The following is a 19,720-nucleotide window of genomic DNA, read 5'->3' on the forward strand; positions in this document are numbered from 1 at the left end:
GGCCGCGCCCGTCACCGGCGGCGCGGCCCGCGCAGCAGGTCGACGCGGTTGGTCGTGATCGAGTCGACGCCGATGCCGAGCAGCCTGCGCTGGCTGCGGCGGGTGTCGGGGGTCCACACGGACACCAGGCGGCCGTCGCGGTGCACCCGCTCCACCAGCTCGCGGTCCACCAGACCGAAGCGGTAGTTCAGCCACCTGGGCCGCACCGCCTCCAGCACCCCGGCCCGCGGCGGGGCGAGCGACGTCCAGGTCAGGGCGATCTCGGCGGACGGGTCCGCCGCGCGCACCGCGAGCATCGCCTCGGCGCCCGCGCAGTAGTACACCCGGTCCTCGGCCCCGCAGTCGCGGACCGCACCGACGATCCGCGCCACCGCCCGCGCGCTCGGGCCGCCCGGCAGGTCGATCATCACCCGGCCGCCCTCCGTCGCCGCGAGCGCGTCGGCGAGCGGCGGCACCCCGCCGCCGGTCAGCTCGCGCACCTCGTCCGCGGTCAGCGACCGCAGCGGCCGGTCGTGCCCCCACAGCCGACCCAGCGTCTCGTCGTGCAGCAGCACGGGCACGCCGTCCCGGGTCAGCCGCACGTCGATCTCGACCGCGTCCGCGCCCCGGGCGAGCGCGGAGCGGAGCGAGTCGAGGGTGTTCTCACGGAAGCGATAGGGGTCGCCGCGGTGCGCCACGGCGGTCACGGTCTGCATGGCCCCATTGTCCCCGGTCAGGGCGCGAGCCACCGCGCGGTGTAGGCGTCGATCTCCTCGGCGATCCGCGTCTTGCCCGCCTCGTCGAGGAAGGAGGCGTGCACCGCGTTCTTGGCCAGCTCCGCGATGCCGCGCTCGTCCAGGCCGAGGAGCCGGGCCGCCACCGCGTACTCGGAGTTGAGGTCGGTGCCGAACATCGGCGGGTCGTCGGAGTTGACCGTGACCAGGACACCGGCCCGCACGAACTCCTTGATCGGGTGCTCGTCCAGGGTGCGCACCGCCCGGGTGGCGATGTTGGAGGTCGGGCACACCTCCAGCGGGATCCGGTGCTCGGCCAGGTGCGCGAGCAGCTTCGGGTCCTGGGCCGCGCTGGTGCCGTGGCCGATCCGCTCGGCTTGCAGCTCGGTCAGGGCGTCCCACACCGTCCCGGGCCCGGTGGTCTCCCCGGCGTGCGGCACCGAGTGCAGCCCGGCGGCGACGGCCCGGTCGAAGTACGGCTTGAACTGCGGCCGCGGCACCCCGATCTCGGGCCCGCCGAGTCCGAACGACACCAGTCCCTCGGGCCGCAGCCGGTCGTCGGTGGCCAGGCGCAGCGTCTCGTCGGCCGAGACCAGGCCGGCCTCGCCGGGAATGTCGAAGCACCAGCGCAGCACGGTCCCGAAGTCGGCCTCGGCCGCCTTGCGGGCGTCCTCGATCGCGTCCATGAAGGCCCGCTCGTCGATGCCGCGCCGGGTGGACGAGAACGGCGTGATGGTCAGTTCCGCGTACCGCACCTGCTGGCGGGCCATGTCCCGGGCCACCTCGTAGGTGAGCAGCCGGACGTCCTCCGGAGTGCGGATCAGGTCGACGACCGACAGATAGACCTGGATGAAGTGGGCGAAGTCCGTGAACGTGAAGTAGTCGGCCAGCGCCTCGGGGTCGGTGGGCACCTCGGAGTCGGGGTGGCGGGCGGCCAGTTCCGAGACGATCCGCGGGGAGGCGGAGCCGACGTGGTGCACATGCAGTTCGGCCTTGGGCAGTCCGGCGATGAACGCGTGCGGATCGCGGGGTGCGCGCTGGTCGGTCAAGGTGTCCCTCCCCGGGAACGGCACCGGCGGCCTCCGGTGCGGGGCGCGGTGCGGGTGATCGGCTGATCGATGAGCACGGCCATCGTAGGCGGACGCGCGGACGGCGTGCCCTGCGGACCCGGACGGGGAGCGGGGCGAGCGCGGGGCGCGGGGCGTGGGGTCCGGGGCGCGGCGCGGGGACCGGACCGTGCGGAGCCGCGTGGTGCGTGCCGCGCGGGGGCGGGCATGATCCGCCGGACCGGCTGTCGGTGGCAGGCCGTAGCATGGCGGGACGATCGACCGAGGGGGACTCGACAGCATGACGGACGCGACACGGGCGGGCGGCGACGCCGGATCCGGCGACAACCCGTGGGCGCCGCCCGAGAGCGGCCCTTCCCTGGAGAAGCGGCCGCCCGAGGCCGAGCAGCCCCCGGCGCCCGCGCCGCCCGTGCACGACCAGGCCACCGTGGCGGCGATGCCGCCGCCCGGATTCCCGCCGCCCGCGCCGCCCGCTCCGGCGGACGCCGTGCCGCCCGCCTTCCCGCCGCCCGGCCAGGGCGGCCCGGCGGACGTGCCGCCCGCGCCCGCCGGTGACTTCCCCGTGCCGCCGCCGCCCGTCGCGCCCACCGGTCCCGCGCCCGCCGCCGGCCCCGGCGGCTACGGCTACCCCGGCTACCCGGCCCAGCCCGCCTACCCCGGCTACCCGGGCTACGGCTGGCCCGGTGTGCACCCGGCCCCGCAGAACGGCCTGGGGGTCGCCGCGCTGGTGCTCGGCATCCTGTCCTGCTGCCTGTTCTGCCTCTACGGCGTGGTCTCGCTGGTGCTCGGCATCCTCGCCGTGGTCTTCGGTGTCAAGGGGCGCCGCCGGGCCGACCGGGGCGAGGCGAACAACCGCGGCCAGGCCCAGGCCGGGTTCGTCACCGGCGTCATCGGCATCGTCCTCGGCGTCGCGGTGATCGTCCTGCTGATCATCGGCATCTCGGTCGCCGTCCACGACTCCGACGACTCGGACCCGTACTACTACGACGGCGCCCTCCGGCCGACCGCCACGGTCCTCGCCGACCGCTGATCCCCGGCCCCGACGCGATCCGGTCCCGGGTGCGCGGCGGGGCGCCCGGCCCGGTCCGGCTCGGTCGCGGGACGGTCTTCGCCGACCCCGCCCACCGCGTGGATCAAGGGCATTACGATGCCTTGACTGTCAACGGAGGGGAATCCAGCCATGTCCAACACCCAGCCCGCACCAGATGGTTTCGGGCCGCCGCAGCAGCCCCCGCAGCCCCCGCAGCAGCCGGTGGTGCCGCCCCAGCCCCCGCAGCAGCCCGCGCCGGGATACGGCTACCCGCAGTCGAACCCGGACTACGGCTACCCGCAGTCGGCCCCGGGCTACCCGGCCGCGCCGCCGGTGGGCTACCCGCAGGCCTATCCGCAGGCCCCCGGTTATGGCATGCCCATGCAGCCGAGCAACGGCATGGGCACCACGGGCCTGGTCCTGGGCATCATCGGCGTGGTGTGCAGCCTGACGTTCTTCCTGTGGTTCTTCGGGATCGTCCTGGGCATCCTCGGGATCATCTTCGGCGCCATCGGGCGGGGCAAGGCCAACCGCGGGGAGGCCACCAACAAGGGCGCCGCCACGGGCGGCCTGGTCTGCGGCATCATCGCCACGGTGGTCCTGCCGCTGCTGGGTCTGCTGATCTTCGCCAGCATCATGGGCGGCGCCAGCACCTTCTGACGGCATCCGCCGCACGGCGCGGGCCGGCCACCACGACCGGCCGGCCCCGCCCCGGCACCCGGGTCCCGCCCCGGCACCCGCGTCCCCGCCCGGCACCCGCGCCTCACCGGGCCCGCGCTCGCCCGCCGCACGCTCGCCCCGGCTGGCCGCACCCGCGCCCGCCCCGCTCCGGATACCGGCCTCCGCCCCGGCCCGGCCAGGCGCCCCGGTCCAGCCCCCCCGGCACCTAAGCTCCGGCCCCCGCCCGCAGCCTCTCCCGCGCCTCCATCAGTGCGAAGCCCAGCAGGTTCGGCCCCCGCCAGCGCTCCGGGTCGGACGCCGCCTCGTCGGCCGCGGCGAGACCGATGCCCCACACCCGGTCCACCGGGGACGCCTCCACCAGCACCCGGTCGCCCGTCGCGAGCAGGAAGTCCCGCAGCGCGGGATGGGCGGCGAACTTGTGGACGCTGCCCTCCACCACGATCCCGAAGCGCTCCCGCGCCCATATCGCGTCGTCGAAGCCGCGCACCAGCCGCCCGGCCTTCTTCGCCTGCGCGGGATGCCCGGCGGCCAGCACCCGCCGCTCGCCCTCCGCGTCACCGAAGAGCCGGGCCTTGCCCGCCATCATCCAGTGCTCGGCGGTCGCGTACGCCACGCCGTCCACGGTGAACGGCGACGGCCACCACTGGCTGAGGCAGCTCGCACCGACCCGGCCGTCCGGGCGCGGGCTGTGTCCCCAGAAGTGCAGGTACTTGATTCCCGCCCCCGTCCGGACCGCGCTGACCAGGGCTTCCCGCGAACCGATCTCCACCATGCACGCGAGTGTGGCACGCACCACTGACACTCCGTCCCGCCTTTTCCGTGCCGACTCGACACCTGGTCGACAGATTCCGTCGCGTAACCAAAAGGCAACTACGGAATCACTTGTTGGCGACCCGGTGCTCTGTCAGGATCGGCACTCAAATCGAGCCGGAGCTACGCCGTCCGTCGCTGAACAGCGGCGCCGGCGGAGGAGAGCGACATGCACCACCCGGACACCGCCACGCAGGACAGATTCCCTGCTCAGGACCGTTTCGCCGACGGCGCCCAGTACATCGCCGGACGGCCGGCGCACGGCACGTCCGGCCACACCCACACCGTGCTGGATCCGGCCACCGGCGGCGCGGTCCTCACCTACGCGCTGGCCGGGACCGAGGACGTCGACGCCGCGGTCGCCGCCGCCCGCGACGCCTTCCCCGGCTGGGCGGGCGCCGCACCCGGCGAGCGCGCGGACGCGCTGCACCGCTTCGCGGCCGTGCTCGCCGAGCGCGCCGAGGACTTCGCCCGCGCCGAGTCCCTCCAGTGCGGCAAGCCGCTGAAGCTGACCCGCGAGTTCGACGTGCCGGGCACCATCGACAACACCGCGTTCTTCGCGGGCGCCGCCCGGCACCTGGAGGGCCGGTCGGCGGGCGAGTACTCCGGCGACCACACCTCCTACGTGCGCCGCGAGCCCATCGGCGTCGTCGGCTCCATCGCGCCCTGGAACTACCCCCTCCAGATGGCCGCCTGGAAGATCCTCCCGGCGATCGCCGCGGGCAACACCATCGTCCTGAAGCCCGCCGAGCTGACCCCGCTGACCTCACTGATGTTCGCGCGGGCCGCCACCGACGCGGGCATCCCGGACGGGGTGATCAACATCGTCACCGGCACCGGCAGGGAGGCCGGCGAGCACCTGGTCGGCCACCCCGACGTGGTCATGACCTCCTTCACCGGCTCCACGGGCGTCGGCAGGCGGGTCGCCGAGATCGCCACCGCCACCGTCAAGCGCCTCCACCTGGAACTGGGCGGCAAGGCCCCCTTCGTCGTCTTCGACGACGCCGACCTGGACGCCGCGGTCAACGGCGCCGTCGCCGGTGCGCTCATCAACACCGGCCAGGACTGCACGGCCGCCACGCGCGCGTACGTGCAGCGCGCCCACTACGAGGAGTTCGTGGCGCGCACGGCCGCCCTCATGGAGACCGTACGGCTCGGCGACCCGTTCGCCGCCGGGACCGACCTGGGCCCGCTGATCTCGCACGCCCAGCGCGACCGCGTCGCCGGTTTCGTCGACCGGGCACGTGCCTACGCGCGCGTGGTCACCGGCGGCGAGGCACCGCAGGGCGAGCTGAAGGACGGCGCCTACTACCGGCCCACGCTGATCGCGGACGCCCCGCAGGACAGCGAGATCGTCCAGTCGGAGATCTTCGGCCCGGTCCTGGCCGTACTGCCCTTCGACACCGACGACGAGGGCATCGCGCTGGCCAACGACACCCCGTACGGCCTGGCGGCCTCCGCCTGGAGCCGGGACGTCTACCGCGCCAACCGCGCCACCCGCGAGATCAAGGCGGGCTGTGTGTGGGTCAACGACCACATCCCGATCATCAGCGAGATGCCGCACGGCGGCTACAAGTCCTCCGGCTTCGGCAAGGACATGTCCGCCTACTCCTTCGAGGAGTACACCCAGCTCAAGCACGTCATGTTCGACAACACCGCGGTGGTCCGCAAGGACTGGCACCGCACCGTGTTCGGGGACCGATAGCCGAAATCCCGGCCCGCCAGCGGGCCGGATCCTCCGGAAAGGGCACACGCGCATGGAGCAGTACGAGCCCGACCGCCCGACACCGGCCCGGCCGGAGCCCGCGGGGCGCGGCCGGCGGGGCGGCGGGGCCGTCCTCGGCCGCCGTTCGCTGCTGCGCGCCGGTGCGGGCGGTGTGTTCGCGGCCGGCGCACTCGGGGCGCTGAGCGCCTGCGGGATCCCCGCGGCCGGCAAGACCCAGGGCGGCACCGCGACCGAGGACCACTCGGCGCAGGAGAAGACCGTGAACTTCTCCAACTGGCCCGAGTACATCGACGTCGACGACAGCGGCAAGCACCACCCGACGCTGGAGGCGTTCACCCGGCGGACCGGCATCCAGGTCAAGTACACCGAGGACATCAACGACAACAACGAGTTCTTCGGCAAGATCAAACCGCAGCTCGCCGCGGGCCAGGACACCGGCCGGGACATCATCGTGCTCACCGACTGGCTGGCCGCCCGGGTGATCCGGCTCGGCTGGGTGCAGAAGCTGGACCCGGCCAACCTGCCGCACGCCTTCGCCCGCCTCGCCGAGCAGTTCCGCAGCCCGGAGTGGGACCCGGGGCACGCCTACTCCTACCCCTGGCAGGGCGTGTCCACCGTCATCGCCTACAACAAGAAGGCCCTGGACGGCATCGAGGTCCGCTCGGTCTCCGACCTGCTCGACAACGCCAGGCTCAAGGGGCGGGTCGGCCTCCTGTCCGAGATGCGCGACAGCATGGGCATGACGCTGCTGGACATGGGCAAGGACCCGGCCAAGGTCACCGCCGACGACTACGACGCGGCCGTCGCCCGCCTCCAGAAGGCCGTAGACAAGGGCCAGATCCGCCGCTTCACCGGCAACGACTACACCTCCGACCTCACCAAGGGCGACCTCGCCGCCTGCCTCGCCTGGGGCGGCGACGTCGTCCAGCTCAAGGCGGACAACCCCGACGTCGGCTACCTCATCCCCGAGGCCGGCTACATGGTCTCCACCGACTGCATGCTGATTCCCAACAAGGCCCGCCACAAGACCAACGCCGAGCGCCTGATCGACTTCTTCTACGAGCCCGAACAGGCCGCCGCGCTCGCCGCCTACGCCAACTACGTCACTCCGGTCGACGGCGTGAAGCCCTACCTCGCCAAGATCGACGAGGCGGCGGCGGACAACCCGCTGATCATTCCCGACAAGGCCACGGCGGCCCGGTCCCACGCCTTCCGCGCGCTCGGCGAGAAGGAAGAGGCGGCCTACGAAGAGAAGTTCGCGAAGCTCACAGGGGCGTGACCACCATGAAGACGACACCAGAGACGACGGACCCCAGCGGGGACGTCCGGCTGACCCGGATCAGCAAGCGCTACGGCTCCTTCACCGCCGTGCACCCGCTCGACCTGACCGTCCCGCAGGGCTCCTTCTTCGCCCTGCTCGGCGCCTCGGGCTGCGGCAAGACCACCACCCTGCGCATGATCGCCGGCCTGGAGGAGCCCACCGGGGGCACCGTCCACCTCGGCGACCAGGACGTCACGCATCTGCCGCCCTACAAACGCCCGGTGAACACGGTCTTCCAGTCCTACGCCCTCTTCCCGCACCTGGACATCTTCGAGAACGTCGCCTTCGGACTGCGCCGGCGCGGCATCAAGAGCGTCAAGAAGCAGGTCGAGGAGATGCTCGACCTGGTCCAGCTCGGCGAGCAGGCCCGCAAGAAGCCGCACCAGCTCTCCGGCGGCCAGCAGCAGCGCGTCGCCGTGGCCCGCGCGCTGATCAACCACCCCAAGGTGCTGCTGCTCGACGAACCGCTCGGCGCCCTCGACCTGAAGCTGCGCCGCCAGATGCAGCTGGAGCTCAAGCGCATCCAGACCGAGGTCGGCATCACGTTCGTGCACGTCACCCACGACCAGGAGGAGGCCATGACCATGGCCGACACGGTCGCCGTGATGAACGCCGGACGCGTCGAACAGCTCGGCTCGCCCGCCGACCTCTACGAGAACCCGCGCACCACGTTCGTCGCCAACTTCCTGGGCACCTCCAACTTCATCGAGGCCGAGATCGACTCCAGGAGCGGCGACGAGATCGTCCTCCGGGCGGGCGGCGGGCGGCTCACCCTGCCCGGCGCGCGCTGTCCGGCCCAGACCGCCCCCGGCGGCAAGGTGCTGGCCGGCGTCCGCCCCGAGAAGATCTCCCTCACCCACGCCGACGACGCGGACGCCGTGCCCGCGGGCCGCAACCGCATCACCGGCCGCATAGCCGACTCCAGCTTCATCGGCGTCTCCACCCAGTACGTGATCGACAGCCCGGTCTGCTCCGGCTTCGAGGTCTACGCCCAGAACATCGACCGCGACCCGCGCCTGACTCCCGGCGCCGAGGTCGTCCTGCACTGGAACCCGGCGCACACCTTCGGTCTCGACGCCGCCCAGGACATCGACGCGGGCGCCGGACCGGTCGAGGAGGAGGCCGCCTGATGACCGCCGTCACCGAGGCGCCGCCCCCGCTCGCGCCCACTGCCCCCGAGGCGAAGCCGCCGCGCAGAAGGGGCCGCCTCACCCCGTACTGGCTGCTGCTGCCCGGCATCCTGTGGCTGGTCGTCTTCTTCGCCCTGCCGATGATCTACCAGGCGTCCACCTCGGTGCAGACCGGCTCCCTGGAGCACGGCTACAAGGTCACCTGGCACTTCGTGACCTACTGGGACGCCCTGTCCGAGTACTGGCCGCAGTTCCTGCGCTCGGTCCTCTACGCGGCCGCCGCGACCGTCCTGTGCCTGCTGCTCGGCTATCCGCTGGCCTATCTGATCGCGTTCCGCGCGGGCCGCTGGCGCAATCTGATCATGATCCTGGTGATCGCGCCGTTCTTCACCAGCTTCCTGATCCGCACCCTGGCCTGGAAGACCATCCTCGCCGACGGCGGCCCGGTGGTCGGCGCCCTCAACGCGCTGCACGTCCTGGACGTCACCAACTGGCTCGGCTGGACCTCGGGCGACCGGGTGCTCGCCACCCCGCTCGCGGTGGTGTGCGGACTGACGTACAACTTCCTGCCGTTCATGATCCTGCCGCTGTACACCTCGCTGGAGCGGATCGACGGACGGCTGCACGAGGCGGCCGGCGACCTGTACGCGCGGCCCTTCACCACCTTCCGCAAGGTCACCTTCCCGCTGTCCATGCCCGGCGTGGTCTCCGGCACCCTGCTGACCTTCATCCCGGCGGCGGGCGACTACGTCAACGCCGACCTGCTCGGCTCGACCGACACCCGGATGGTCGGCAATGTCATCCAGTCGCAGTTCCTGCGGATCCTGGACTATCCGACGGCCGCCGCGCTCTCCTTCATCCTCATGGCCGCGATTCTCGTCATGGTCACCGTCTACATCCGCAGGTCCGGGACGGAGGATCTCGTCTAAATGCCCTTCGTCACCTGGCTCAAGCGCCATCTCGTCGTCATCGCCGGACTGCTGACCCTCGGCTATCTGCTGCTGCCGAACGTCGTCGTCACGGTCTTCTCCTTCAACAAACCCAAGGGCCGCTTCAACTACGAATGGCAGCATTTCTCCACCGACGCCTGGAAGGACCCGTGCGGCGTCGCCGGAATGTGCGGCTCGCTCTCGCTCAGCCTCCAGATCGCCGTCTGGGCCACCCTGGGCGCCACCGCGCTCGGCACGATGATCGCCTTCGCCCTGGTCCGCTACCGCTTCCGCGCCCGCGGCGCCGTCAACTCGCTGATCTTCCTGCCGATGGCGATGCCCGAGGTCGTCATGGCCGCCTCGCTGCTCACCCTCTTCCTCAACATGGGCGCCCAGCTGGGCTTCTGGACCATTCTGATCGCCCACATCATGTTCTGCCTCAGCTTCGTCGTCACCGCCGTCAAGGCCCGTGTGATGTCGATGGACCCGAGACTGGAGCAGGCCGCGCAGGACCTCTACGCCGGCCCGTTCCAGACGTTCTGGCGGGTCACCCTGCCCATCGCGGCACCCGGAATCGCCGCGGGCGCGCTGCTCGCCTTCGCGCTCTCCTTCGACGATTTCATCATCACCAATTTCAACGCGGGCTCCACCGTCACCTTCCCCATGTTCGTCTGGGGCTCGGCACAGCGCGGCACACCCGTTCAGATCAATGTCATCGGCACGGCCATGTTCGTCCTCGCCGTACTGTTCGTGCTGGTCTCCATGGTCATCGGAAACCGCCGCGCCCGGAGCAAGGCATGACATCCGCCCGGAGTTCTCTGCTTCTCCGTCTCTCCTGAATTCCCCGGGAGAACCGCACCACCCGCTTTTCCCGCACCACCGAACGACTCTGTAGGGAGTTGAAATCATGGCCCCGAGCGCCATGACCCGCTGGACCGATTCGCTCCGTGAGGCGCAGCCCGCGCCGTACTGGCTGGACGACCCCGGCCGCCCCCGCCCCGAGCCCGCCCTGACCGGCACGGCCACCTGCGACCTGCTGGTCGTCGGCGGCGGCTACAGCGGACTGTGGACCGCGCTGATCGCCAAGGAGCGCGACCCCGGCGCCGACGTGGTGCTCGTGGAAGGCCGCGAGGTGGGCTGGGCCGCCTCCGGCCGCAACGGCGGCTTCTGCGCCGCCTCCCTCACCCACGGCCTGTCCAACGGCCTCGCCCGCTGGCCGGACGAGATCCACGAGCTGGAGCGGCTGGGCGCCCGCAACCTCGACGCCATCGAGGAGACGATCGCCCGCCACGGCATCGACTGCGAGTTCGAGCGCACCGGCGAGATCGACGTGGCCACCGAGCCGTACCAGGCCCGCGAACTGCGCGACTGGCACGCGGAGCTGACCGACAAGGGCCTCGCCGAGGGCATCGAACTGCTCGACCGGGACGCGGTGCGCGCCGAGGTCGCCTCGCCCACCTTCGAGGCGGGCCTGTGGGACCGCCGGGGCGTCGCCATGCTGCACCCCGCCAAGCTGGCCTGGGGCCTGAAGCAGGCGTGCCTGCGGCTCGGCGTCCGCGTCCACGAGCACACCCCGGCGCTCACCCTCAGGCCGTACGGCACCGGCATGAGCGTCACCACCCCCTACGGCCGGATCCGGGCCCGCCGGGTGGCCCTCGGCACCAACGTCTTCCCCAGCCTGGTCCGGCGGGTGCGCCCCTACACCGTCCCGGTCTACGACTACGCCCTGATGACCGAGCCGCTGAGCGCCGAGCGGCTCGACTCCCTCGGCTGGAAGAACCGCCAGGGCCTCGGCGACTCCGCCAACCAGTTCCACTACTTCCGGCTCTCCGCCGACAACCGGATCCTGTGGGGCGGCTACGACGCCGTCTACCCCTACGGCGGCCGGGTGCGCGCCGAGTACGACGACCGGCCGGAGACCTACGCGCGCCTCGCCGGGCATTTCTTCACCTGCTTCCCGCAGCTGGAGGGCGTCCGCTTCACCCACGCCTGGGGCGGGGCCATCGACACCTGCTCGCGCTTCTCGGCGTTCTTCGGCACCGCCCACCAGGGCAAGGTGGCGTACGCGGCCGGGTACACCGGCCTGGGCGTGGGCGCGACCCGGTTCGGCGCCGAGGTGATGCTCGACCTGCTCTCCGGCGAGCGCACCGAGCGCACCGCGCTGGAGATGGTCCGCAGGAAGCCGCTGCCGTTCCCGCCCGAACCGCTGGCCTGGACCGGTATCGCGCTCACCAAGTGGTCGCTGGCGCGCGCGGACGCCCACGACGGCCGCCGCAATCTGTGGCTGCGCACGATGGACCGGCTGGGCCTCGGCTTCGACAGCTGACGCACCGGCCGCGGGACCCCCTTCCGGGAATGTGACCCGGTTCACTCCAACGAGGGACCCGAACCCGCGTAATGCCTGATGGGGACCTCCCTCTCCCTTGTGGACGCGACTTCCCGCGTCCACGGCGAAGAGGGAGGTCTTTCCATGACCGGGACGAAGACGGCGGTCGAGTGGCTGGCATCGGTCGCACCGGACCCCCGGGCCTGCCGCAGGGAGTGGGAGCGCAACCCGCGCGGCGTCGCGCTGCTGCCCGCGGGCAAGGCGTGGGACGTGCTGTTCCTGCCCGGCGAACTCGGCTATCCGACGCTCGACGTGCTGAGCCGGGTGCTCGACCAGCTCGGCCCGGTGCTGGCCGACTTCGGCGACCAGCGCCTGGGCTTCCTCGTGCCGCCCGGCACCGCGGCGCGCTGGCTCGGCACCGGCGTCCGCAGCGCCGGGGCCGGCACCTGGATCGTCGTGCCGTACCCCGGCCGGACCGCCGGGACGCTGCGCTGGCTGGTCCCGCCGGACGGCTCGGGCACCCTCACCGACCCGGCGCTGCTGGAGCTGGCGATGCACGAGGCCGCCGCGTATCTGGCGACGGGGGACGACACCCGGTGAGGCGCCGCGGCGCGGGCGCGGCCGGGTCCGGCGCGGTGCCGCGAGCGGTGCGCGGCGGGCCCGCGGACGCGCGCCGGAGTGCCGCGGGCCGTCAGAGGTCTTGACAACCCAATTGGTCTGGACCAAATTGGGCGCGCTCCTCCACCCTCCAAACTCCCCCTGCCCGGAGGCACTTGTGGAACGCGACAGACGACACCGACCAGCGACGCGCCGGCTGCTCGCCGGACTCACGGCCACACTCCTGGCCGTGCCCGGCGTCACCGCGCTCTCGTCGGCCGCCCGTGCGGCCGACGCGGACCTCGCGCGCAACGGCGGCTTCGAGTCCGGCCTCGACGGCTGGACCTGTACGGCCACCGGCAAGACGGTGGCCACCCCCGTCCACAGCGGCACGGCCGCGTTGCAGGCGACCCCGGCCGGCAGCGACAACGCCCAGTGCGCCCAGACGGTGTCCGTCCAGCCGAACTCCCAGTACACGCTGTCCGGTTACGTCCGGGGCTCCTACGTCTACCTCGGCGCGAGCGGCACCGGCACCACCGACACCTACGCCTGGACCCAGTCCGCCGCCGACTGGCAGCAGCTCACCACGAGCTTCCGCACCGGCGCCGACACCACCAAGGTCACCATCTACACCCACGGCTGGTACGGCACCGGCGCCTACAACGCCGACGACATCTCCCTCACCGGGCCCGGCGGCACCCCCGGCCAGCAGCCGCCCGCCACCCCCGCGGGCCTGAAGGCCACCGCCGTCACCGCCACCAGCGTGGCCCTGTCCTGGTCACCCGCCACGGGCGCGACGGGCTACGCCGTCTACCGCGACGGCACCAAGGTCCAGACGGCCACCGGCACCACGGCGACCGTCACCGGCCTGAACCCGTCCACCGCGTACAGCTTCCAGGTCGCGGCCGTGAACGACGCGGGCGAGTCCGCGAAGTCGGCCGCGGTCGCCGCGACCACCGCCGCCGACCCGGGCGGCCCCGGCAACGGCGACCCCGGCCTGCCCACCCACGCCCTCGTCGGCTATCTGCACGCCAGCTTCGCCAACGGCTCCGGCTACACCCGCATGGCCGACGTCCCCGACAGCTGGGACATCATCGACCTGGCCTTCGGCGAACCCACCTCGGTCACCTCCGGCGACATCCGCTTCAACCGCTGCCCGGTCACCGAGTGCCCCGGCGTCGAGAGCGACGCCGACTTCAAGGCCGCCATCAAGGCCAAGCAGGCCGCCGGCAAGAAGGTCCTCATCTCCATCGGCGGCCAGAACGGCCAGGTCCAGCTGACCACCGCCGCCGCCCGGGACACCTTCGTCTCCTCCGTCTCGAAGATCATCGACGAGTACGGCCTCGACGGCCTCGACATCGACTTCGAGGGCCACTCCCTGTCCCTGAACACGGGTGACACCGACTTCAAGAACCCGACGACGCCGGTCATCGTCAACCTGATCTCCGCGGTGAAGACCCTGAAGGCCAAGTACGGCGCCAAGTTCGTCCTCACCATGGCCCCGGAGACCTTCTTCGTGCAGATGGGCTACCAGTACTACGGCACCGGCAAGTGGGGCGGCCAGGACCCGCGCTGCGGCGCCTACCTCCCGGTGATCTACGCCCTGCGCAACGACCTGACCCTGCTGCACGTCCAGGACTACAACTCCGGCTCCATCATGGGCCTGGACAACCAGTACCACTCCATGGGCGGCGCCGACTTCCACATCGCCATGACCGACATGCTGCTCACCGGCTTCCCGGTCGCCGGCGACACCGGCAACATGTTCCCGGCGCTGCGCCCCGACCAGATCGGCATCGGCATGCCGGCCTCCACCCAGGCGGGCAACGGCTACGTCGCCCCCGCCGAGGTCACCAAGACCCTCGACTGCCTGACCAAGAAGACCAACTGCGGCTCCTACGCCACCCACGGCACCTGGCCCGCCCTGCGCGGCCTGATGACCTGGTCGATCAACTGGGACCGCTTCAACGGCTATCAGTTCCAGAAGAACTTCGACGCGTACTTCGGCTGAGCACCGCCAGCAGCACCGTCCCCAGGCACCAGGCGGCCACCACGTCCAGCGGCCAGTGGTAGCCGCGCCTGACCAGTCCGTAGGAGACGGCGAGCACCAGCACGACGCCCCCGGCGACCGCCAGTCGCCGGGCCCGCGCGCTTCGCAGCCACGGCCGCAGCACCACCACCGCACCCCCGTAGGCGACGACCGCCGTCGCCGTGTGCCCCGAGGGGAAGTACCCCGTCCCCGGCGGCACGGCGGGGGTGCCCGGCCGCGCGGTCCACTCCTTGAGCGGCACCAGCAGCGCCGGGACCGCGGCCATCGCCAGCAGCGCCAGCAGCGGCGCCCACCACCAGCGCCCCAGCCCGGCGGCGCGTCCCCGCCACGCCGCGTACCCGGCGACCACCAGCAGCACCGGCACCGCCACCTGCACGTTCCCGAGGTCCGAGAGCAGCTCCGAGGCCCGGTCCGGGTGCACCAGGCCCCGGCTGGCCCACCGGTCCGCCCGCAGCAGCGGCCCGTGCGCCACGACCTGCCAGGTGATCACCACGAACATCGCCGGCACCGCGAACACTGCGAGCACCGTGCGCCAGGCGACCGGCACTCCGACCGCCCGACTCACCCGACCTCTTCGACCCGTACTCACGGGGACAGCCTCCCAGACCCGCGACATGCCGAAGGGCCGGCGCGGAGGGGGGGTTCCGCGTCGGCCCTTCGAAGACGGCCGTCCATGCGAGTGCGGCCGTCCGGCCGGAACGTCGCGCGCCCCGGGGGGTTTGGGGCGAGCGACCGTCCGACCGGTGAGGAGACCCGGAGCCCGAGGGCCCCGGTGGTGTGCGCGAGGCACGAACCAGGTCGAAGCTGGGGAGGCTACGGCCTGATGTCGCCCACAGTCCCCTGTGGGCGGGGTGTATCTCTCATCTGGAAGAGAACCTACGGCAGCGCGGGGACCGGGGACAGCCGGATCGATGAGCTGCCATCCACCTCGCACACCTTCTTCACACGGTCTGCCGCCCGTCGTCCCACCGGTGCGGATGCGCCGCTCAGATGCGCGCGAACGCCTGCTCGATGATGTCGAGGCCCTCGTTCAGCAGGTCCTCGCCGATCACCAGCGGGGGCAGGAAGCGCAGCACGTTGCCGTAGGTGCCACAGGTCAGGACCAGCAGGCCCTCGGCGTGGCAGGCCTTGGCGACGGCCGCGGCCACCTCCGCCGCGGGCTCCTTGGTGGCGCGGTCCTTGACCAGCTCGACGGCGATCATGGCGCCGCGGCCGCGGACGTCGCCGATCACGTCGAACTTCTCCTGCATGGCGCCGAGACGGGCCTTCATGACCTCCTCGATGCGCTTCGCGCGCGCGTTGAGGTCCAGCTCCTTCATCGTCTCGATCGCGCCGAGCGCACCGGCGCAGGCCACCGGGTTGCCGCCGTAGGTGCCGCCCAGGCCGCCCGCGTGCGCGGCGTCCATGATCTCGGCGCGGCCGGTGACGGCGGCCAGCGGAAGGCCGCCCGCGATGCCCTTCGCGGTCGTGATCAGGTCCGGCACGATGCCCTCGTCCTCGCACGCGAACCACTGGCCGGTGCGGCAGAAGCCGGACTGGATCTCGTCCGCGACGAACACGATGCCGTTGGCGGCGGCGAACTCGCGGATCGCCGGGAGGAAGCCCTTGGCCGGTTCGATGAAGCCGCCCTCACCGAGCACCGGCTCGATGATGATCGCGGCCACGTTGTCCGCGCCGACCTGCTTGCTGATCTGGTCGATGGCCTGCGCGGCGGCCTCCGGGCCCGCGTTCTCCGGGCCGGTCGGCCAGCGGTAGCCGTAGGCGACCGGGACGCGGTAGACCTCGGGCGCGAAGGGACCGAAGCCGTGCTTGTACGGCATGTTCTTCGCGGTCAGCGCCATGGTCAGGTTGGTCCGGCCGTGGTAGCCGTGGTCGAACACGACGACCGCCTGGCGCTTGGTGTACGCGCGGGCGATCTTCACCGCGTTCTCGACGGCCTCGGCGCCGCTGTTGAACAGGGCCGACTTCTTCGCGTGGTCGCCCGGCGTCAGCTCGGCCAGCGCCTCGGCCACGGCCACGTAGCTCTCGTACGGCGTGACCATGAAACAGGTGTGGGTGAAGTCGGCGAGCTGCGCGGAGGCCCGGCGTACGACGGCCTCGGCGGAGGCGCCGACGCTGGTCACGGCGATACCGGAGCCGAAGTCGATGATGCGGTTGCCGTCGACGTCCTCGATGATGCCGCCGCCGGCGCGCGTGACGAAGACCGGCAGCGTGGAGCCCACGCCCTGCGCGACCGCGGCGGTACGGCGGGCCTGCAACTCCTGCGACTTCGGGCCGGGGATGGCGGTGACGACGCGGCGCTCCTGCTCAAGTGCGGTCATAGAGGGCTCCCTGAAGAGATCATGCGTTGGGGGCTTGGGCTGTGCTCGAAGCTCTGCTCGGTGCTGTGCTTCGGGGCTTGGCCGAGGGTGGCGTTCCGTGGACGCCTTTCCCTCTTTTCTCGCAGGTTAAGACGGCAGAAGAGGGGCGGGCATGCTCCATGTGGGCGTTGTCGGCGGTCGCGGTTGTCCGTCGTGGACATAGAAGTGGACATAGAAGAGGGGAGCGGGGAGGGAAGGGGCCGACGGGGGTGTCGGAGCGGGCGTCGGCGCCGGATGCGCGCGTCGCGCCGTGCGGACGGTGAACTCCCTTGTCCGGGGGTTAGATTGACTCGCTGATGTGACGGTGCACGGAACGGCTGGCCGGGGAGCGACGGCGATGGACGACGGCGGGACGCAGGACGCGCGGGGCACGCATCCGAAGCGGTCGGACCCGGTACCCGGGCCGGGCGCCCCGGCACCCCAGCGGCACCCCGGCGCGGTACCGCGCCCGGCCATGCCCCGGCAGGCCCCGCCGATGCCGTCCCGGCCACCGGCGGCGCCGGGCGCGCGGACGGGGCAGGGCGCGCAGGGGGCGTACGCGCCGGGTACGGAGGGTGCGGCGGGCGCGGTGAGTGCGGCGGCGGCCTCCGGTACCGGTCCCCGCTCCGCGGTCGCCGCCTGGCTCGACACCCCCCGGCCCGCCGCCGCGCCCGGCATCTGGCGGTTCGGCCACCGGCCGCCCAAGGGCAGCGAGCCCGCCGCGGGCCGGCTTCCCGCGATCACCGCCGTGGGACTGCTGATCCCCCTGGTCGTGGCCCTGCTCGTGTGGTCGCTGTGGCGGCAGGGCGCGGTGCCCTACGAGTCGGCGCCGCTGAAGCTCTTCACCCCCGAAGACTGGTGGTGGGGGGGCACGGTCTCCCCGAAGGGGTGGCAGGGGCAGGAGGCCAGGGTCGTCTACGACGGAATCTTCTTCGCCGTCCTCGTCTACGCCGTGGGACACCTGGGCAGCTGGCCGGAGGTCGCGCGGCACTTCGTGGGCCGTCGCCCGCAGCCCGCCCGCGCCCTGTTCGCCGCCGTCGGCGCGCTCGGCGCCCTCAGCCTGGTCTTTCCGGAGGCGGTCCCACTGGCCGGTTGGGACCCGGTGCCGATCGTCGATCCGCTGTTCTCCCTGGTGGCGTTGATCTCGGGCAGCTACGACCTGTTCGGCTCGCGGCTCTTCACCGATGCCCTCTACACACTGATCACCCTGTTCGTCCTCTGGCCCTTCGCCCGCCTCGGCGGCTGGCTGCCGTACGGCCGGGAGCTGCTCGCGCGCCGACGGGCCGCGGCCGACCCCACCGCGCCGCCGCCCGCCGACCTGCCCCGCTCGCAGTGGCCCGAACTGCGCCACGCGGGCCAGCACCAGGCCGCCGAACTGCTCACCGCCGAGGTGGCCGCTGACCGGATGAACGACGTCGACTGCGTCCGGGTGGAGAGTGCCTGGGGCGAGGCGCGGCGCGCGGCGGGGCTCGCGGCCTTCACCGACACCGTGCTGCGGCAGGGCGCCGCCGCCTGGACCCACCCGTCCGGCGCGCGCGACCTGCCGGGCCGCGCCGCCGCCCACGACCTGCTCACGGGACAGGTGCGGCTCGGCCGGTGGGTGCCCGGGGAGCGGACCCCGCGCGCCTACCACGGGGCCGGTGCCGCCGTCGGAGCCGAGCAGCTCGCCACCTCGCTGCTGCTCGTGGGACCGTCCGGCTCCGGCAAGACCCGGCATGTCGTCGAGCCGCTCACCGAGGGGCTGGCGCTGCGGGCACTGACCGGCCGGTGCGCGGTCGTCGCCGTCTGCGCGGCCGGTACGCCGCTCGGCCGGGACGGCGCGTACGACGTGGTGGTCCGGATCGGCGACCCCGCCTCCGCGCACGACCTCGACCCGTACGCCGAGTCCGACGACCCCGACGAGGCCGCCGCCCTCCTCGCCGAGGCCCTGGTCGGCGACGTGGCCGCCGTGGGCACCCAGAGCGCCGCCACCGCGCTCGCCCAGCTCCTCGGCCCCTACCGCGCGGTGCACGGCCGTTTCCCCTCCCTGCCGGTGCTGCGCGAACTGCTGGAGGGCGACCCGGGGGCGCTGGCCGCCCTGCGGGCGGGACTCGCCGCCGACGACCGGCACGCGGTGATGCGCCGCGAGCTGGACGCCCGGATGCGGCAGTCGGGCGGCGCTGCGGACGCGGGCCCGGCCCTCGCCGACCGGCTGGCCCTGCTCGACCGGCCGGTCTTCGCCGACTTCTTCGGCGGCGGCCACGGCGGAGCGGGCGCCGGAGCCCGGCCGTTCTCGCTGCGCGCCGTCGCCCACCATCCGCTGCGGGTCCGCATCGACCTGCCCGAACGCGGGCACGAGGAGGCGTCCCGGATCATCACCCGACTGGTCCTGGCCCAGTTCCACACGCTCGTACGGGACACCCGGCGCCCCCACTTCGCCTGCCTGGTCCTCGACGACGCCACCGGCGCCGTGACCCCCGAGTCGGTGCGCCGCGTCGGCAGGCTGCGCTCGCAGAACGCCGGGGTCGTCCTCGCGCTGCGCTCGGTCGCGGACGTGCCCGAGGCCCTGCACGGGCCGCTGCTGGGCGCGGTCGGCTGCCGGATGGCGCTGTCCGGGGTCACCACCTGGGACGGCACCCGGTTCGCGCACGCCTGGGGCACCGAGTGGGTGGAGACGAAGGAGGTCGCCAAGCACACCGTCTTCGCCGACCAGCCGATGACCCGGGCCATCCACGCCCTGCGCAAACTGGTCACCGGGCGGGCGGTGACCACCGACGCCGTCACCACCAAGCAGGTCGAGCGGGAACGCTGGTCCGCCTCGCAGCTGGCCCACGAGGTGCCGCCGGGCCACGCGGTGCTGTCGCTGACCGGGGTGTCCGGCGAGCACGCGCCGCCGCTCCTGGTGGACCTGCGCGGCTGACGCGGCTCGTACGGTGAGGCAGAATCGACAGTGGCCGTTCATACGCGGCGGCCAAAAGGTCATGGGCGACGGTCCCTGGGCCGTCCCGCTCCCGCTCACCGG

16 protein-coding genes are annotated in these 19,720 nt (G+C 72.7%); 11 read left to right on the top strand and 5 right to left on the bottom strand.

Going from position 1 to position 19,720, the window contains the following annotated elements:
- Window positions 1–11: 11 nt before the first annotated feature.
- Both B086_RS0119020 and B086_RS0119025 read right to left on the bottom strand, forming a co-directional pair.
- A complete protein-coding gene (locus tag B086_RS0119020; RefSeq protein ID WP_018568018.1) occupies window positions 12–695 on the bottom strand; it encodes a glycerophosphodiester phosphodiesterase in 684 nt (227 codons plus the stop codon).
- Between the two features lie 17 nt (window positions 696–712).
- Window positions 713–1,762 (bottom strand): adenosine deaminase, encoded by a 1,050-nt coding sequence (locus tag B086_RS0119025; protein ID WP_018568019.1) that lies wholly within the window; start codon window positions 1,760–1,762, stop codon window positions 713–715.
- Window positions 1,763–2,060: 298 nt separating this feature from the next.
- On the opposite strand from B086_RS0119025, the gene B086_RS0119030 reads away from it, so the two are divergent.
- A complete protein-coding gene (locus B086_RS0119030; protein ID WP_018568020.1) occupies window positions 2,061–2,810 on the top strand; it encodes a DUF4190 domain-containing protein in 750 nt (249 codons plus the stop codon).
- Window positions 2,811–2,960: 150 nt separating this feature from the next.
- Complete coding sequence (locus tag B086_RS0119035) at window positions 2,961–3,470, top strand: DUF4190 domain-containing protein (RefSeq protein ID WP_018568021.1); 510 nt, start codon at window positions 2,961–2,963, stop codon at window positions 3,468–3,470.
- 226 nt (window positions 3,471–3,696) lie between these two features.
- Here B086_RS0119035 and B086_RS0119040 read toward each other — a convergent pair whose 3' ends face one another.
- Window positions 3,697–4,263, bottom strand: a complete 567-nt coding sequence (locus tag B086_RS0119040; RefSeq protein WP_018568022.1) for an NADAR family protein — start codon at window positions 4,261–4,263, stop codon at window positions 3,697–3,699.
- A gap of 207 nt (window positions 4,264–4,470) precedes the next feature.
- Between B086_RS0119040 and B086_RS0119045 the strand changes: the two genes are divergently transcribed.
- From B086_RS0119045 to B086_RS0119080, 8 genes are all read left to right on the top strand, one after another.
- The gene (locus B086_RS0119045) at window positions 4,471–6,006 is read left to right on the top strand and encodes a gamma-aminobutyraldehyde dehydrogenase (protein ID WP_018568023.1); all 1,536 of its coding nucleotides are present in this window, start codon (window positions 4,471–4,473) and stop codon (window positions 6,004–6,006) included.
- A gap of 52 nt (window positions 6,007–6,058) precedes the next feature.
- Entirely contained in the window at window positions 6,059–7,306 is a 1,248-nt protein-coding gene (locus B086_RS0119050; RefSeq protein ID WP_018568024.1) for a polyamine ABC transporter substrate-binding protein, read from the top strand.
- Window positions 7,307–7,311: 5 nt separating this feature from the next.
- Window positions 7,312–8,478, top strand: coding sequence for an ABC transporter ATP-binding protein (locus tag B086_RS0119055; protein WP_199790766.1), 1,167 nt, complete (start codon window positions 7,312–7,314; stop codon window positions 8,476–8,478).
- Window positions 8,478–9,407, top strand: coding sequence for an ABC transporter permease (locus B086_RS0119060; protein ID WP_018568026.1), 930 nt, complete (start codon window positions 8,478–8,480; stop codon window positions 9,405–9,407). Before B086_RS0119055 ends, B086_RS0119060 begins: the two co-directional genes overlap by 1 nt.
- On the top strand, window positions 9,408–10,208 hold the full coding sequence (locus B086_RS0119065; protein ID WP_018568027.1) for an ABC transporter permease: 801 nt from the start codon (window positions 9,408–9,410) through the stop codon (window positions 10,206–10,208).
- Window positions 10,209–10,314: 106 nt separating this feature from the next.
- Window positions 10,315–11,733 carry an NAD(P)/FAD-dependent oxidoreductase gene (locus B086_RS0119070; RefSeq protein WP_018568028.1) on the top strand — a complete coding sequence of 473 codons (1,419 nt, stop codon included), beginning with the start codon at window positions 10,315–10,317 and terminating at the stop codon, window positions 11,731–11,733.
- A 144-nt stretch (window positions 11,734–11,877) separates the two neighbouring features.
- On the top strand, window positions 11,878–12,333 hold the full coding sequence (locus B086_RS0119075) for a hypothetical protein (protein WP_018568029.1): 456 nt from the start codon (window positions 11,878–11,880) through the stop codon (window positions 12,331–12,333).
- Between the two features lie 175 nt (window positions 12,334–12,508).
- Complete coding sequence (locus tag B086_RS0119080) at window positions 12,509–14,341, top strand: chitinase (RefSeq protein WP_018568030.1); 1,833 nt, start codon at window positions 12,509–12,511, stop codon at window positions 14,339–14,341.
- On the opposite strand, the gene B086_RS0119085 is transcribed toward B086_RS0119080, so the two are convergent.
- Window positions 14,295–14,927, bottom strand: a complete 633-nt coding sequence (locus B086_RS0119085) for a phosphatase PAP2 family protein (protein ID WP_018568031.1) — start codon at window positions 14,925–14,927, stop codon at window positions 14,295–14,297. The genes B086_RS0119080 and B086_RS0119085 overlap by 47 nt on opposite strands.
- Window positions 14,928–15,366: 439 nt before the next feature.
- Entirely contained in the window at window positions 15,367–16,701 is a 1,335-nt protein-coding gene (gabT, locus tag B086_RS0119090) for a 4-aminobutyrate--2-oxoglutarate transaminase (RefSeq protein WP_018568032.1), read from the bottom strand.
- A gap of 376 nt (window positions 16,702–17,077) precedes the next feature.
- Here gabT and B086_RS0119095 point away from each other — a divergent pair, with 376 nt between their 5' ends.
- Complete coding sequence (locus B086_RS0119095) at window positions 17,078–19,618, top strand: hypothetical protein (RefSeq protein WP_018568033.1); 2,541 nt, start codon at window positions 17,078–17,080, stop codon at window positions 19,616–19,618.
- Window positions 19,619–19,720: the final 102 nt, after the last annotated feature.

The organism is Streptomyces sp. PsTaAH-124 (assembly GCF_000373685.1).
Taxonomy (GTDB): domain Bacteria; phylum Actinomycetota; class Actinomycetes; order Streptomycetales; family Streptomycetaceae; genus Streptomyces; species Streptomyces andamanensis.